Origin of the sequence: Bordetella bronchialis (assembly GCF_001676705.1) — a bacterium.
Taxonomy (GTDB): Bacteria; Pseudomonadota; Gammaproteobacteria; order Burkholderiales; family Burkholderiaceae_B; genus Bordetella_C; species Bordetella_C bronchialis.
This window is the reverse complement of record NZ_CP016170.1, coordinates 991,430-1,007,459: the sequence shown is the minus strand read 5'-3', so window position 1 is coordinate 1,007,459 and position 16,030 is coordinate 991,430. Positions and strand designations below refer to the sequence as shown.

The window sequence follows — 16,030 nt, the reverse complement described above, 5'->3', positions numbered from 1 at the left end:
TGTTCTTGGGATGGCGAAAATTACAGCATGCAGACCCTATCCGGTCTAATATTGAAAAACGGCAAGTCTATTCTCCCAGGTTATACCTCCCGGGCATGGACCGCCTTCACGCACACGGAATCGCGCCCATGAACCTGCGCCAGATCGAGGCTTTCCACGCCTTGATGACCAACCAGACCGCGTCGCGCGCCGCGGAGGTCCTGCGGATCTCGCAACCGGCCGTCAGCAAGGCAATCCAGGAACTGGAACGCAAGGTGGGCTTCGCGCTCTTCGAGCGCGTCAAGAGCCGGCTGGTGCCCACGGCGGAAGCGCACCTGTTGCACCGCGAGGTGGAACGCTGCTTCACCGGCATGGACCAGTTGCGCCATGCCGCGGCCCGCATCCGCGATTTCGGGGCGGGCGAACTGAAACTGGCCTCGCTCGCCTCGCTGGCCAACACGCTCGTGCCCCTGGCTTTGCGCGATTTCCACAACCGGCATCCCGGTGTCGCCATCACTTTCCAGTCGCGCATGTCCTCCGAGGTCCGCGACCTGGTGGCCAGCGGTCAGTTCGACCTGGGCCTGGCCGCCGACGAAATCGACCTGACCGGCGTGGATTACCGCGAATACGCCAAGTACCGCGCGCACATCGCCCTTTATCCGGGACATCCCCTGGAAAAGCGCGACCGGATCGCGCCCAGGGATTTGCACGGCCTGCCCTTCGTGGCGCTGGCGCCGCAGGACACCACGCGCCGCATGGCGGACCAGATCCTGCGCGAACACGAGTCCGAGCCCCAGGTGATCCTGGAAACGCCGTTCTCCGCCACGGTGTGCGCCATGGTCCTGGCGGGGCTGGGCTGCGGCCTGGTGAATCCGCTGACGGCGCATCCCTACGTCAACCTCGGGCTGGTCTTGAAGCCCTTCACGCCCACGGTGTATTTTCGTAGCCTGCTGCTGTATCCCACCGACCGCCGCCCCTCGCGCATCGTCCGCGACTGCATCGCCGCGCTGGATGCCGTCGCCAATGGCAAAGCGCTGGGCTACCGCGGCGGCACAGCCGTCCGCGGCGATTGACCACAGGGGTTGCCCATGACGATTGCCTCCATGCTCGGACGCCTGCGCGACCTGGACCCCGACGGGCACGGCCGCATCAAGGGCCTGAGGCTGGTCGCCGCCTATGGCATCGCCGCCATCCTGGGCGGCCTGCATGCCTTGACCACCTTGCAGCTGCCGCCGGCGGTACTGGCCATCATGGCCGGCGCCTACGCCTTGTGGGCCAGCGTGTCCGAAGCCCGCACCGCGCCGGCCGCCTCGTGCCGCGACCTGGTGGTGCTATGCGCCACGGCAGGCCTGGGCGCGCTGCTGTATATCGGCCTTGCGCCGCTGTTCCGCCTTGCCATGCCGGCGGGCGCGGAGTTCGCGCTGGTGGTGGGCGCCTTTTTCGTGGGCTTCCTGAAGCGTTATGGGGTTCTGGGCTCGGGCATGGGCTCGCAGCTCTACATCGGCGAGATCCTGGCGTACAACTTCAACCTGGTCGCCGCCGACATCGCGTCGGTGGCGGTAGCCGTGCTGATCGCGATTCCCTCGGCCATCATCCCCCGCCTGCTGGCCGGCAAGCTGGAATACACGGGGACCGTGGGCGCGCTGTCGCCCACCGACATTCCGGAACGCTGGCCCTTGCCACCCGAGGCCATCATGGGCATACAGGCCGCCATCGCCGCTATCGTCGCCATCGCCATCAACCTGGTCTTCGGCCTGGCCGAGTCGGTGTGGGCCGTCACCGCGGCCACCTACGTGGTGGCCAGCACCGCCTCGGGAACGGCGGATCGCGTGCGCCGCCGCATCGTCGGCACGATGATCGGCGTACCGCTGGGCCTGCTGTGCCTGCCGCTGGCGATCCACGCACCCGTGCTGCTGTGGGCCGCGGGCGCGCTGGCGATGGTGCTGTATGGCATGGCGCTGCCCACGCGCTACGACGTCGCCTGCGGCGCCTTTGCCTTCACGCTGGTGGTGACGCTGGCCGCCAGCGGACAGCACTCCATCGAACTGCTCGCCGCGCGCACGTGGCAGACGCTGCTGGGCGGCGGCCTGGGGCTGGCCGCCGCGCTATGGATACTGCCCTTGCGCGAGCGCCGGCGCGTGGCGTCCTGATTTGCCGTGCCGTATCCGCGGGACAGCGCACCGGCGCCGCGGCCGCGCCCGATTCCGTGCTTGGCGCCGCGAGCCCGCCTTATCGAGCCCGCCTTATTGAGCCCGTCTTATTGAGCCCGTCTTATCGAGCCCGCCTTATTTGTTTCCGACGGGCTTGGCCGGACGCGCATAGCGCAGCATGACGCTGGCGCTCGCCAGCACATGCCCGCGCATTTCCTCGATCAGCTGGTCGCGCTTCAAGCCGGCCTTCAGCGCCCCCGGCTCCAGATCCAGCGCATAGGCCTGGAAGATGTAGTGGTGCGGCTTGTCGCCCATGGGCGGGCAAGGTCCGTAGTAGCCCGGGCCATCGGTGCGGTTGGTTCCCGGCGTCGAGCCTTCCGGCCCCTTGGCCCCTACCCCGCGCGGCAGGACCTTGGTCGATGCGGGGATGCCGTATACCACCCAGTGCACGATGCCCAGGCCCATCGCGCCATCCGGATCGTAGATGGTGACCGCGTAGCTCTTGGTGCCGGCGGGCGGGTTGTTGAAGGACAGTTCGGGCGAAATATTCTCGCCACCGCACATCGCACCGGTGGCGTCCTTGGCACTGGCGGCGTTGGCGCGGCTGAGCGAGGCGTTGTCGTGCAAGCCCTTGGCCACCAGCTCGAAAGGACGAGCGGCCCCAGGCGGCGCCGCGGCGGCGGACAGGGCCCAGGACAGGCATAGGGCGCCGGCGGCGGCTCCAGCCATACGTAAACGCGTGGATCGGTTCATAGACAGCTCCTTGTGGACATGGACTGGACCCCGGATCCGGGACGGGTGACGGACCGCCGCCGCGCGCAAAGGTTCCGCGCGGCGCGCACGCGTCATGGCCGCTGCCGCGAATTGGACAGGGGCGTGGCCGCTTCCGCAAGCCTCCGCGCCTACGCCCTTCGATCTAAACCTGAGGCCTACAGCGGCGTGACGCCACCGTCTGGCGGGGTCCACCGGCAGGAATCCCCGTCGCGGGGTGCGGATCGCGCCATGTACCAGGACAAGCGGGCGCGCCGCGGCAAGTTGCGCTAGCGGCAGATTGCCGCGGCGCTGTTCCTGACGGACAGCTGTCGCCGATTCACGCGGCCGGCCGCGCGTCGCGCGCGCGTTCGAAGATATCCACCCAGGCGGCGTATTGCGTCGCGATGCGGCGGGCGGCGTCCTCCCGGCTGCTCTTGCCGGACACGTAATCGGCCACCGCGCTGAAGAAGCTGGTGCGGCCCACGGCAAAGCCGATAAAACCCGGAACCGGCGCGGCCGTCTCCAGCCAGGCGCGTACCTTGTCGTCGTCCGCGCCGCGGCCCAGCACGATGCAGCTGACGCGGTCGCGCCCCCCGCGGCGGGCCTGCCTCACCACACGTTCGCAGTCCTCGCGGCGATCCAGCCCTTCGATCTTCCAGACGTCGGGCTCCACGCCGGCCTCTTGCAGCGCGCGCATGGCCTCTATCATCAGGGTGGGCCGCAGGCGCAGGTCGTAGGCTTCCTTGTCGCCGTTGACGCTGGCCATCTGCGCTTCGGTGGCCGGCACCAGCAGTTCGAACATCAGCCGCCGGCCGGCGCCGCGGCAGTATTCCGACAAGGCGCGCAGGCGGCCCGCCTGGCGCTGGTTCATGGCGTCGTCGTCCTGCGGGTTATAGCGAACCAGCACCTTGGCGAAGGCGGGATCGAATTCCTCGATATGGTCCGCATAATCGTCCCCGTACTCGAAGTGGAACTCGTCGGATCCGCTGCGCTCCACGGACATCGCGGTCACGTAGCCGCGCTGCCGGGCATCGCGCAGGATGGCCGCGCCGAATTCCTCGTCGACCAGTACGCCGGCCTTTTCCTTGGCCAGGCCGCCGCCCGCCGCCTGCAGGAAACCTTCGTAGATCAGTTTTTTGCTGTCCTCGACCTGCGCCTGCTGCGCCGCGGTCAAGGGCGGCTTCAGGTTGAACATGCTTTTGACGTACGAGTTGCGGTGATCGAAGGGCAGCAGGTACAAGGCTTGGTCATAACCGGGTTGCATGGCAGCCTCCTGGGCAAGGACGATCGACGCGGGCACGCGGCATCATGCCCGTCCGGGGATATCGGCGTCGGCCAGCTGGCCGATGTGGTCCAGCGTCATGTCGGCGGGTGGATAGCCGGCATTGGCCTGGGCGTCGGCGGCGTAGTGCCCCTGGCGCACGAAGACGGTGGTGACCTTGTCGCCCCAGGCCTGCTTGATGGCCGCCAGCAGGCGCAGCTTGTCGTCCACCATCACGTAGCGGGACGCCGGATGCGCGCTGGCCACCTGTTCCAGCATCTTTTCCTTGTGCACGTGGATCATGACGCGGCCGTCCACCGCATCCCACAAGCCGGCGGCGCGGATCTTGTGCGGCTGGAACACCACGTCGCCGTCGGAAAAGATCACGGCATTGCGGGCGCGGGCCAGGACATCCAGGGCGCCGGGAAAGACGCCGCGCGGGAAGGGATACTCCATCAGGAAGGTGGACACCTGGACCAGCTGGGCGTCGTTGACGCCAGGTATGCGCAAGGCCTGCAGGCTGCCCAGGTAGTCGGCATAGCCGGCTTCGTCGCGGCGGCGCTCGTAGACCTGGCGGTATTGCTGCACCGCATGCTGGCCCAGGACGTCGCGCAGCCGCTCGTCCAGGTCGCGATTCATGCGGTCGTTATCGAACAGGGTGTTATCGACGTCGAACAGGAATAGCGGTGCGTCGCGCATGCGGTCTGGCCTCCGTCGAAGTATCCGGGGCGGGCGGCGCCGCGCCCCATGCCGCGCTTCGGGGGTGCATCGCCAGGCCGGCTACGGGCCGGGCGACGCCATGGTAGTACCGATGGTAAGCCCGCCGGCGGGACGGGGCAATCGCGGGACCGTAACGCCGCTGTAGCACATCGCCGGGCCTGCGGCCGCCGGTGGACCTTGGCTGAAGCCTGGCCGTGGCCGCGGGCGGCCGCCGGCGGCGCGGCAGGTCAGGCGGAGTACGGCCCCAGGAAGTCCAGCTTGCCGATCGGCACGCCGCAATGGCGCAGGATGTCGTAGGCCGTGGTGATATGGAAATAGAAGTTCGGCAGCGCGAAGGACAGCAGGTAGGCATCGCCCTGGAAGGACGGCTTGAAATCGCCGAAGCTGAGCTGCACCGTCCTGTTCTCGCTGCCTTCCAGCGCGGACGCGGGTACGCTTTCGAGCCAGGCGATCGTGTCGGCGATGCGCTTGCGCAGTTCGGGAAAGGTGGTCTCCACGTCCTCGAAGCTGGGCGCGTCCAGGCCGCTCAGGCGCTTGACCGCGAATTTCGACGCATCGCTGGCGCGCTGGATCTGGCCGGACAGCGGATACATATCGGGCGCCAGGCGCGCCTCTACCAGCGTGGACAGCGCCAGCCCGTTCTGGCTGGCATGCGCCTCGGCCTTGTCCAGCAGGCCATTCAGCACGTTGAGCGCGCGGACGAAAACGGGGATGGAAGCCTGGTACATCGACAAGGGCATTTGGTTCGCTCCATTTTTTGGGAAAACACAGGCCGGCCGCATGCCGGCCTGCGCGTAGACCCGGCGGATAGTAGCGCGGCGGGACGCGGGCGAGGCCGCACAACCCTGTTGCCGGCCCGGGCAAAGCGGAGCCTGCCGGCGCTTGGCGCCCGCCATGTCCGGCACGGGCCGGCCGGCTGCCATTGCGGCGTCGCAATGCCCTGCGTAAAGTTACGGCTCACCATTCCGCGGAGATCCGCCGTGACCCATCCTGTGCTCAATATCGCCGATGCGCAATACATCGATCTCGCCGACCTGTCCCGCCAATACGGTTCGGAGATCCCCGCGGACCGCTACGGCGGCCGGATGGCGCCGATCGGCCGGGCGCTGGGTGCGAGCAAGCTGGGCTACAACGTCACCGAGATCGCGCCGGGCAAGCGCGCCTTTCCGTTTCATTGCCACCGCGCGAACGAGGAAATGTTCTTCGTGATCGAAGGCAGCGGCGAATTGCGCTACGGCGCATCGCGGCAGCCGCTGCGTGCCGGCGACGTCATCGCCTGTCCGGCGAGCGGGCCGGAGGGCGCGCATCAGATCCTGAACACGGGTGACCTGCCCTTGCGCATATTGGCGGTCAGCACCGCCGTGGCGCCCGAGCTTTGCCACTATCCCGACACCGGCAAATTCGGCGTGCTGGACATGGCCGACGGCTTCGCCTTCATGGGCAAGGCATCCGACAGCCTGGACTACTGGGAAGGCGAATAATGCGGCCCGCGCGCCGTCCCGAATAATGCGGCCTGCTGGCTGCGCCGAATAATCCGGCCTGCCGGCCGCTCCCAATACCGCGGAGGATATCCCCACATGAACCACCCCATCTTGATCGCCGGCGCGGGTCCGGTCGGATTGACGCTTGCGATGTCGCTGAAGCGCCGCGGCGTGGACGTTCGCATCGTCGACAAATCCAGTGCCCGCAGCGACAAGTCCAAGGCCCTGGTGATGTGGCCGCGCACGCTGGAGCTGATGGCCATCCAGGGCTGCACGGCCGCCTTTATCGGCGCGGGCATGCGCTGCCGCGGCGCGCGCATCTTCGCCGACGGGGATATGCTGGCCCACGTCCGCTTCGATATCGCGCGCAGCACGTACGACTACGCGCTGATGATCCCGCAGAGCGAGACCGAACGCGTGCTGGAAGAACAGCTCGCCGGCCTGGGCCTTCAGGTCGAACGCCGGGTGGAGCTGGTGGCGTTCCAGGAACAAGCCGATGGGGTCATCGCCACGCTGCGCCATCCCGACGGCCGCCAGGAAACCGTCGAAGCGGCCTATCTCTGCGGTTGCGACGGCGCGCACAGTACCGTCCGCCACGCACTGGACGCGCCCTTCGAGGGCAACACCATGCCGTCCGACTGGATCCTGGCGGACACCTACATCGACGGCGAAGTCGCGCAGGACGAGCTGACCATCTGCTGGGTGCCGCAGGGCGTGCTGGTGCTGTTTCCCATGGGCGGCAAGCGCTTCCGGGTCATCGCGGATATCGGCACGTCGTCGGCCCAGGCCCCGGCCGCCCCCACGCTGGCCGGGATGCAGGAAGTCCTGGACCAGCGCGGCCCCAAGGGCTTGCGCGCCTACGATCCCTACTGGCTCAGCGGCTTTCGCATCAACGAACGCAAGGTCAAGGAATACCGGCACGGCCGCGTATTCCTGTCGGGCGATGCCGCGCACGTGCACAGCCCGGCCGGTGGCCAGGGCATGAATACCGGCATGCAGGACGCCTTCAACCTGGCATGGAAGCTGGCCATGGTCTGGCACGGCCACGCCGCCCCGTCGCTGCTGGACAGCTATTCGCCGGAACGCAGCGCCGTGGGCGACCAGGTATTGCGCAACGCCGGGAACATGACGCGGATCGCGCTGCTGCGCAATCCCGTGCTGCGCGAATTGCGCAACCTGGCGGCGGGAACACTCTCCCGCATCCCGGCCCTGCGCCAGCGCATGGTGGATCAACTGACCGAGGTCGACCTGCACTACCGGGAAGGCAGCCCGCTGACGCAGTCCCCGCGCGGCGCGGCGGAACGGCCGGCGCCCGGCGACCGCGCGCCGGATATCGCGCTGCGCGCCGGCGATGCCGACGCCCGAGGCCTGTACGACCTGCTGGGCACCGGCCGCTTCGTCGTGCTGTCGGTGGACGCGCCGGCCGTGGACCTGCCCCAGGGCGCGCGCTCCATCGCCGTCGCGGCCATCGCGGCCGCCGACCCGGCCTGGCAGGCCGGCCACGTCTATCTGGTGCGTCCGGACGCCTATGTCGCGCTGAGCGTGCGCGCGGGCGACGACGCAACCATCATCGCCGCGCTGGAACGGCTGGAAACGGACGGTTGATCCATCGGTTCGCGGCGCGGGGCGGCGCGGCATCCCCGGCGAAGCGCCCGGATGCACCGCGCGGCCGCAGGCGCCGCGCTCAAGAGAAGTACAGCTCCAGCGCGTTCGGCCCGTAGACGCGCCGCCGCGCATCGTCGTCCGGGATCGCCTGCTTGAGCCAGTCGATGGCGCGGCGGTAATCGGTATCCTTCTCCCCGCCGACGAAGGGACAATCGCTGGCCCACAACATCTTTTCATAGCCGACGCGGCGGCAAAGCTCCCGCGCGCAGCCCAATGCGTAATCGCCCAGGCGATAGGCGCCGGACAATTTGACCCAGGTGCGCCCCAGCTCCACGGATTCCACCATGGCGCGAAAGCCTTCGCTCTCTATCCCCTTGACCGGATCGGGCCGGCCGATGTGGTCGATCACGATCTTCACGCCCGACCGTTGCAGGAAAGGCAGCACCAGCGGCAGGCGCGGGCCGTCGATGTGCACGTGCACATGCCAGTCCAGGTCCACCAGGCGGCGCAGGAACTTGCGATAGTCCCAGCTATCCAGGTCGGGCAACTGCGGCATGCTGATGAAGGGAAGGCGCACGCCCACGATCCCGTCGCGGTCCATCTGGTCCAGCACCGCTCGCTCGATGGAGGGCTCGGCGATGATGGTGCCGCGCAGCCGCGGGTTGCCACGCACCGAGTCGATCACATAATCGTTGTAGTCGCCCCAGGGGCTGGCCGCCGCGATGACGGCGTACCGCACGCCGTGCCGGTCCATCACATCCGTCAGCTGTTCGACGGTAAAGCTGTAGCTGGGGCTGTGCCGCGGGTTTGGGATCAGCGGCATGTCCTGTTTGAAGACATGCACGTGGGTGTCGACCAGAAGGCCTTCCTGTGGGTACGCGATGCTGCTCATGTGAAAACTCCGTGTTAGCGGCGCGGCGGCCGGCGGGGGCAGGCGCTATCGGCGCTGCCCCGCACCCCTCGCGCGTTTCTTTGGACTTTATTGGCGCTGTATGCCGGCCTGCTGGATCACCTTGCCCCACTTGTCGACGTCGCCACGCAGGATGGCGCCGATCTCGGCGGGCGTGCTGCCCTTGGCTTCGGTGCCCAGGTCCAGGAAGCGCTGCTTGACCTCGGGCATGCGCAGGACTTCGTTCAGCTGGCTGTTGATAAGCTGTACCGCCTCGTCGGGCACGCCCTTGGCCGCGAAAATCGCGTTCCATCCCGTCACGTCGTAATCCAGGCCGCTTTCCCGCACGGTGGGCACCTTGGGCAGCCAGTCGGACCGCTTGGTGCCGGTGGCGGCGATGGGGACGATCTGTCCCGCATCGACGATGCCCTTGACCGCGGCATACGATTCGAAGGCGACGTCGACATCGCCGCGGATCAAGGCGGCGACGACGTCCGACGTGGTCTTGAAGGGGATGATGGAGGCGTTCAGGCCCGAGGTGGACTTGAAGAGCTCGGCCGAGAGATTCTGCGTGCTGCCGGGGTTGATGGTGCCCAGTACGATGGGGCGTTTCCTGGCCTCGGCAAGGACGTCGGCCACGGAATGCAGGGACCCGTTGGCCTTGGTCACCAGGATCAGGTCGAAGTACGCGACCGTCGATACCGGCGTAAAGTCGGTCACGGGGTCATAGGGCAGCTTGAACAGCGATTTGCTGATGGCGGTGCCGTTGGAGAACGCGATGAAGGTGTAGCCGTCGCGGGCCGCATTCAGCGTGGCGCTGCCCGCGACGATGCCGCCGGCGCCGGGGCGGTTTTCGACAATCATCTTCTCGCCGTAGCGCTCGCCCATTTTTTGCGCGACAAGCCGCATGGAGATATCCGCCAGGCCGCCCGGGCCAAAGGGGACGATGATGCGGATGGGCTGGCTGGGATAGCGTGCGTGCGCCACGGGCGCGGCGACGGCCAGCAAGCCCGCCGACACCGCGACGCCATATGCCGCCCGCCGGACGATGGTTGCGATGCCCTGCGCGATGGCGCTCGCGCTGGCCTGCGCGATGGATCGGATCATGAGCGTCTCCCTGGAATCGTTATGTGCCGCGCGGGCATCTCGTCCGTTGGCGGCACTCTGTTGACCAGGGAGTCTAGGCAGGCGGCCCGGGCCGCACAAATGAATTGTTTTGGACGATTTATTCGTCCGGTTCATCGTCCTGTGGCGGGAGGCCGGCGCACAGCGCGGCCACGAGCAGATCGCGCAGGACCTGCGCCGGGCCGGAGAGCACGGCCCCCCTGCGGGTCAGGACGGCCAGGCGGCGCGCGATGCTGGGCTGCAGCAAGGGCCGCGCCACCAGGCCATCGCCCGCGCCCACCGACAAGGCGGGGACGACGGTCAGGCCCAGTCCCTCCCGCACGAAGCTCAGGGCGACGGCCGTATGCTGCGATTCATAGGCCCAGCGCAGCGGCAGTCGCCGCTGGCCCAGGGCGTCGTCGATGGCGGTGCTGTTCCCGGCGGGCAGGCTGATGCGGATCAAGGTTTCGCCTTTCAGCTGGTCCCAACGCACGGCGCGCCGCTTGGCCAGGGGATGGTCGGGCCGGCAAACCAGCACGAAGGGTTCGTCGGCGAAGGGATCGACGGCCAGGTTGTACGGATTGGCGGTGGCGACGGAGATGCCGAAGAGAGTCGTCTCGGCGTGGGTGAGTTCGGCGATTTCCTGGATGGAGTTATCGAACACGCGGACGGCGATGGCGGGATGAAGCTCCCGGAAGCGCGCCAGCGCAGGCGCGATACGGTGGGCCGCCAGCGTGGGAAGGCAGCCGAAGGCCAGCCATTGCGGCGCTGTTTTGCTGTGCTGGCGCAGCGCATCATAGGAAAGCTCGAACTCCCGCATGGCGCTGCGTACGCGCGGCAGTAGCGCCCGGCCCGCGTCGGTCAGCGTAACGTCGCGTGTGGTGCGGGCCAGCAGCGTGACGCCGAGACTGGCCTCCAACTTACGGATACGGTGGCTGACGGCGGTCTGCGACAGGCACAGATGCGCGGCGGCCTGCTGGAAGCCGCCTTGCTCCACGATCGCCAGAAAAGCCTGCATGCCAAGGAAGTCGATCTGCATACGGGGTATTAGAGCGCGGAATCTCATCCAGCGGGGTGGCCGTTGCACGCCATCTTGCTTGGGCTGATCGTCGATGATGCAGTCGGTGATGGGCTTGCTATTGCCGTTCGTCGATGAGGCCGCTGTGGGGCGTCTTGCTTATGCCGTCCGTCGGTGAGGCCGTTGCGGGGCGTCTTGCTTATGCCGTCCGTCGATGAGGCCGTCGCGGGGCGTCTTGCTTATGCCGTCCGTCGGTGAGGCCGTCGCGGGGCGTCTTGCTCGTGCCGTCCGTCGGTGAGGCCGTCGCGGGGCGTCTTGCTTATGCCGTCCGTCGGTGAGGCCGTCGCGGGGCGTCTTGCTCGTGCCGTCCGTCGGGGGAGATGCCTGTCGTGTCCGGCCCGCTCGGGCGGTCCAGGGCCTTCGCCCTGGACTTCCGCTTCGTCTTCCTCCTTCGGCGGCCGAACGGGCGGTGTTTTTCTTGCCGCTTTTTTGCCCGGCCGTCCTGCGTACGGAAGCCCTCGCGCGCCCTCGGACGGGCCGGCCCCGACAGGCATCTCCCCCGCCGGACTCACGGGTTGCCTTAGCGCCGGGCGCTGGGACAGTCGGTGTTCTTGGCCCTTCGTGGGTCGCGTGTTCGGGTTAAGAAAGATCTTCCGTTGCCCGTCGTTTTTGGGCCGCCCTGCGCGGCCCAAAAACGCCTACGCGGTCGGCGCATGCGGTGGTTGCTGTAATGCGCCGGTTGCCGACAATTTTCGACAACACCCACGACCTTGGTGATCGCGTAGCGGCAGATGAAGCCTACGCCAGCATCCGTGGCAAGGCACGGTGCCACGGTGTGGCGGGCCGGGGGGCGGCCCGCCACACCGCCTTGTTTCCCCCCACCCTGCGCGGGCCGAGATTCCACGCCGATTCCCCGACCTTCGCATTACCAGCAACCGTGGCATTGCCAACGCCTGTGGCATTACCAGCAACCGTCGCATTACCAACAACCACCGCATGCCCCGACCGCGTAGGCGTTTTCGGGCCGCGCAGGGCGGCCCGAAAACGACGGGCAACCGGAGATCCTTCTTAACTCGAAAACGCCACCCACGAAGGGCCAAGGACGCAGACCGCCCCAGCGACCGGCTCTAAGGCAGATCGTGAGTCCGGCGGGGGAGATGCCTGGCGGGGCCGGCCCGTCCGAGGGCGCGCGAGGGCTTCCGTACGGAGGACGGCCGGGCAAAAAACCCGCAAGAAAAACACCGCCACTTCGGCCGCCGAAGGAGGAAGACGACGCGGTAGTCCAGGGCGAAGGCCCTGGACCGCCCGAGCGGGCCGGACACGACAGGCATCTCCCCCGACGGACGGCATAAGCAAGATAAGAACTGACAGCAGCGTATCAACGGACGCCATAAGCAAGATGCCCCGCAATGGCCTCATCGACGGACGGCAATAGCAAGCCCATCAGCGACAGCATCATCGACAAACGCCGATAGCAAGACAGACACCGCCAGCATCCTCACCGCCGAATCGCCGACGCAGATCCACCTTAGACCGCATGAGCGCGGGATGCCTTCCCTGGGCATCCCGCCGCGCCATTACGCCGCCACGGAATTAGGCACGGCTTCGCCTGCCAGCCAGGCATCCAGGTTCCTCCGTACCCCGCGCGCGAATTCCTGGAATACCGGTTCGGCGACGAAGCCGTAGTGCGGCGTCAGCAGCACGTTGTCCAGGGCCAGCAGCGGATGGTCCTTGGGCAGCGGCTCGGTATCGAACACGTCGAATGCGCCGAAGCCCGGACGGCGGGCGCGCAGGGCTTGCACCAGGGCGTCGGTATCGACCAGGTCGGCCCGCGACGTATTGACCAGGATGCTGTCGGGCCGCATCAGGCCCAGGCGCTCGCGATTCAGCAGGTGGCGCGTTGGCGGTGACGGCACCAGGTGCAGGCTGACGACGCGGGATGTGGACAGCAGGTCTTCCAGCGTGACCGACACCGCGCCGTGTTCCGCCGCGCGCTCCGGCGTCATGTGCGGGCTCCACGTGACCACCTCCATGCCCAGGGCCCGGCCCACCGCGGCGACGCGTTGGCCGATCTGGCCCAGGCCTACCAGCCCCAGCCGCTCGCCATGCAGCACCGGCGGCAGGAAGGCCACCTGCGAGGGGTCGCGCCATGCGGATCCGGACTGCGTCAGCGCCAAGCCTGGGATACCGCGGGCAGCGGCCAGGATCAGCGACCACGTCATCTCGCAGGTACTGGCCTTGGACGGACCCCATTCGGTGTGGCTGACCAGGATGCCCAGCTCCGATGCCGTCTTCAGGTCCAGCTTGGTATTGCGGGTGCCCGTGAACACGACGTGCCGCAGCTCGGGCAGCCGCCGCAGCAGCTCGCCCGGCATGGGCGTGCGGTCGCGGATCAACACCAGGCAGTGCGCCTCTTGCAGGGCGTCCAGCAGGGCGTCGCCGCGCAGCATCGTGTTGTGCAGCGCCACGTCGGCGTGCGCCCCGATGGATTTCCAGTCGACGCGCTCGCGCAGGGCGTTCTCCCAGTCGTCCAGGACCACGATACGCGGGCGGCCGGGGGGACGGCCCCGTTGTGGCAGGGCCGCTCCCGAAACGGCGGCGCTTTGTCCGGCGCTGGTGGCGGCAGCGCTCATGACTTGGCCCGCGCCAGCTCGGCCAGCTTGCGCACGTCCGGCGCCTTGCCCAGGTCCCAGCATGCGGCGATCAGCGCGCGGGTCTGCTCGGCGCCCAGGATGGCATCGGACATGCCGCTGAACTTCGCTTCCAGGTCCGCGTCGCTCATGGGCCGTTGCAGCGAACCGATGGCGTGCTCCACGAAGATGTGTACCTTGCTGCCGTCCTTCAGCGTCGCCACGGCGTCCACGCTGGCCTCGTCGATGGCGTCGTCCACCGTGGCCACCACCTTGCGGCGCACGTCCACCACGTCGGGGCGGTTCACGATCTCGTCGGCGTACTCGTCTTCCGACGCGCGGCCGAAGATCAGGCCGGCGGCGCAGCCGTGGTACACGCTGAACTTGCCCTGCAGGCCGTCGGCGGGCTCCTTCTTGCCGGTCAGTTCAAGCACCAGCGAATGCACGCGCAGGTCGATGCGCTCCAGGTTCTCCGGCGTCACGCCCTTGGCGCGCAGTTGCACGCAGGCATCGATGCTGGGGTGGATCACGATGCCGCAGGCGAAGGGCTTGTAGGTGTTGAAGGAAATCTCGAAGCGCTTGCCCAGCTCGTCCGTGATCTCGTTCCAGTCGAACTTGGTGGACGCCACTTGCGCGAATCCGCGCGGCGCCTCGATCGCGCGCTTGCTCGACGTGAAACCTTCGCGCGCCAGCAGGGCCGACATCAGTCCGGCCTTGGCCGCGCCGCCCGGGTGGAAGGGCTTGGTCATCGTGCCGAATTGCTCGCGCAGGCCCACGGGCTGGGATGCCGCGATGCCCAGCGCCATCTGCGTCTGGTCCACGGTCAGGCCCAGCAGGCGCGCGCAGGCGGCCGCCGCGCCGAAACCGCCGGTCGTGCCCGTAATGTGCCAGCCGCGGTCATAGTGCTGCGGGTAGACCATATTGCCGATGCGGCACGACACATCGATACCGATCACGATGGCATCGATGATCTGGCGGCCGCTGGCGCCCGTCAGTTCGGCCAGCGCCAGCACCGCGGAGCACACGGGACCCGCGGGATGGATGATGGTCTTCAGGTGCGTATCGTCGAAATCGAAGGTGTGCGACGTAATGCCGTTGATCAACGCCGCGCTGGCGATGTCCACGCGCTCGCGCCGGCCCAGGATGGTGGCCTGCTCGGAAGGCTTCAGCACCTGCACCGCGTGCAGCGCCGCCAGCGCGGCCTCGTGCTGGGCGGCGCCCACCGCGCAGCCCAGCCAGTTCATGAAAGTGCGATGGGCCTCGTGGTCGACCTCGTCGCTCCAGCCGCGGGACGGATGGTTGACGACATATTCGGCCAGCGTGCGGGTTACCGGAGGGGCGTTGTGATCGGCGTCGATCTTGGTGTTCAGGGCCATGCGTATCTCTGCTTGGAAGGTGTTGGAAATTCGTGGGCGGCGGCGCCGCCGTCAAAGGGCTCAGGCGTCCAGGCTGATGTGCTGCGCCTTCGCCAGTTTGGACCAGCGCTCGAAATCCTTGCTGACATAGGCGGCGAACTGCGCCGGCGACATCGGCATGGGGATGATGGCCTCGGTGTCCAGCTGCTTGGCCAGCGCGGGATCCTTCAGGACCTTGTTCAGCGCCGTATTCAGGGTCTGCACGATACCTGAATCCATGCCGGCGGGGCCGGACACGCCGTACCACTGCAGCACATCGTCGAAGCCCGACAGGCCCAGCTCCTTGAAGGTCGGGACATCCGGGAAGCCGGCGTTGCGCTGGTCGCCGGTCAGCGCGATGGCGCGCACGGCGCCGGAGCGCAGGTGCGGGACCGCCGCCGCCAGGCCGGGGAACATCGCCTGCGTCTGCTGGCCCAGCAGGTCGGTGAAGGCCGGCGCAATGCCCTTGTAGGCGATGTGCACCATCTTCGTGCCCGCCTGCTGCTGCAGCAGCTCCATCAGCAAATGGGTCAGCGAACCCGCGCCCGCCGAGCCGTAGTTCATGTTGTTGTGGGCCTTGGCGTAGGCGACGAATTCCTTCAGGTTGGTGATCGGCAGCTTGGCGTTGACCACCAGCACATTGGGCGTACCGCCGATCATGCCGACCGCCGTGAAATCCTTGATGGGGTCGTAGGGCACCTTGCGCGTCGCCGGGCTGGTACCCAGCGTGGCGACATAGCCCTGCATCAGCGTGTAGCCGTCGGGCTTGGAGCGCATGGTCTTCTGGCAGGCGATCACGCCGCCGCCACCGCTCTGGTTCTCTACCACGAACGTGGCGTTCAGCTCCTTGCCCCAGGCGCTGGTCGTGGCGCGCCCGACATAGTCGCTGCCCCCGCCGGGCGCCACCGGCACGATGTAGGTAATGGGATGGTCGGGATACTTCGACGCGGCGAAGGACAGGTGGGGCAGCCCGAGGGCGGTGGCGCCGGCGCCAAGCAGGAATGAACGACGTTTCACGGTTTGTCTCCTTTTTCTGGATGGACTTC

14 protein-coding genes are annotated in these 16,030 nt (G+C 67.7%); 4 read left to right on the top strand and 10 right to left on the bottom strand.

Annotated elements, in window-relative coordinates:
* Positions 1 to 128 precede the first annotated feature (128 nt).
* Complete coding sequence (locus tag BAU06_RS04425) at positions 129 to 1,052, top strand: LysR substrate-binding domain-containing protein (RefSeq protein WP_066344826.1); 924 nt, start codon at positions 129 to 131, stop codon at positions 1,050 to 1,052.
* A 15-nt stretch (positions 1,053 to 1,067) separates the two neighbouring features.
* Entirely contained in the window at positions 1,068 to 2,129 is a 1,062-nt protein-coding gene (locus tag BAU06_RS04420) for an FUSC family protein (protein ID WP_156770148.1), read from the top strand.
* Between the two features lie 135 nt (positions 2,130 to 2,264).
* On the opposite strand, the gene BAU06_RS04415 is transcribed toward BAU06_RS04420, so the two are convergent.
* From BAU06_RS04415 to BAU06_RS04400, 4 genes are all read right to left on the bottom strand, one after another.
* A complete protein-coding gene (locus BAU06_RS04415; protein ID WP_066344824.1) occupies positions 2,265 to 2,858 on the bottom strand; it encodes a YbhB/YbcL family Raf kinase inhibitor-like protein in 594 nt (197 codons plus the stop codon).
* A gap of 361 nt (positions 2,859 to 3,219) precedes the next feature.
* A complete protein-coding gene (locus tag BAU06_RS04410; protein WP_066344820.1) occupies positions 3,220 to 4,146 on the bottom strand; it encodes a 2-deoxy-5-keto-D-gluconate 6-phosphate aldolase domain-containing protein in 927 nt (308 codons plus the stop codon).
* 42 nt (positions 4,147 to 4,188) lie between these two features.
* On the bottom strand, positions 4,189 to 4,842 hold the full coding sequence (locus BAU06_RS04405) for an HAD family hydrolase (RefSeq protein ID WP_066344819.1): 654 nt from the start codon (positions 4,840 to 4,842) through the stop codon (positions 4,189 to 4,191).
* Positions 4,843 to 5,090: 248 nt separating this feature from the next.
* Complete coding sequence (locus tag BAU06_RS04400) at positions 5,091 to 5,603, bottom strand: DUF1993 domain-containing protein (RefSeq protein ID WP_066344815.1); 513 nt, start codon at positions 5,601 to 5,603, stop codon at positions 5,091 to 5,093.
* 240 nt (positions 5,604 to 5,843) lie between these two features.
* On the opposite strand from BAU06_RS04400, the gene BAU06_RS04395 reads away from it, so the two are divergent.
* Positions 5,844 to 6,344: a cupin domain-containing protein gene (locus BAU06_RS04395; protein WP_156770147.1), complete on the top strand. Its 501-nt coding sequence runs from the start codon at positions 5,844 to 5,846 to the stop codon at positions 6,342 to 6,344.
* Positions 6,345 to 6,440: 96 nt separating this feature from the next.
* Positions 6,441 to 7,949, top strand: a complete 1,509-nt coding sequence (locus BAU06_RS04390; RefSeq protein WP_066344802.1) for an FAD-dependent monooxygenase — start codon at positions 6,441 to 6,443, stop codon at positions 7,947 to 7,949.
* A gap of 79 nt (positions 7,950 to 8,028) precedes the next feature.
* Here the strand turns inward: BAU06_RS04390 and BAU06_RS04385 are convergent, their stop codons facing one another.
* The 6 genes from BAU06_RS04385 to BAU06_RS04360 form a co-directional block, all read right to left on the bottom strand.
* Positions 8,029 to 8,841: an amidohydrolase family protein gene (locus BAU06_RS04385; protein ID WP_066344797.1), complete on the bottom strand. Its 813-nt coding sequence runs from the start codon at positions 8,839 to 8,841 to the stop codon at positions 8,029 to 8,031.
* An 87-nt stretch (positions 8,842 to 8,928) separates the two neighbouring features.
* On the bottom strand, positions 8,929 to 9,945 hold the full coding sequence (locus BAU06_RS04380; protein WP_082993522.1) for a Bug family tripartite tricarboxylate transporter substrate binding protein: 1,017 nt from the start codon (positions 9,943 to 9,945) through the stop codon (positions 8,929 to 8,931).
* 118 nt (positions 9,946 to 10,063) lie between these two features.
* Positions 10,064 to 10,981, bottom strand: coding sequence for a LysR family transcriptional regulator (locus tag BAU06_RS04375; RefSeq protein WP_066344792.1), 918 nt, complete (start codon positions 10,979 to 10,981; stop codon positions 10,064 to 10,066).
* A 1,556-nt stretch (positions 10,982 to 12,537) separates the two neighbouring features.
* The gene (locus BAU06_RS04370) at positions 12,538 to 13,593 is read right to left on the bottom strand and encodes a D-2-hydroxyacid dehydrogenase family protein (RefSeq protein WP_082987972.1); all 1,056 of its coding nucleotides are present in this window, start codon (positions 13,591 to 13,593) and stop codon (positions 12,538 to 12,540) included.
* Positions 13,590 to 14,966: an MmgE/PrpD family protein gene (locus tag BAU06_RS04365; RefSeq protein ID WP_066344788.1), complete on the bottom strand. Its 1,377-nt coding sequence runs from the start codon at positions 14,964 to 14,966 to the stop codon at positions 13,590 to 13,592. The genes BAU06_RS04370 and BAU06_RS04365 overlap by 4 nt, the downstream gene beginning before the upstream one ends.
* 60 nt (positions 14,967 to 15,026) lie before the next feature.
* A complete protein-coding gene (locus tag BAU06_RS04360) occupies positions 15,027 to 16,001 on the bottom strand; it encodes a Bug family tripartite tricarboxylate transporter substrate binding protein (RefSeq protein WP_066344781.1) in 975 nt (324 codons plus the stop codon).
* Between the last annotated feature and the right edge of the window lie 29 nt (positions 16,002 to 16,030).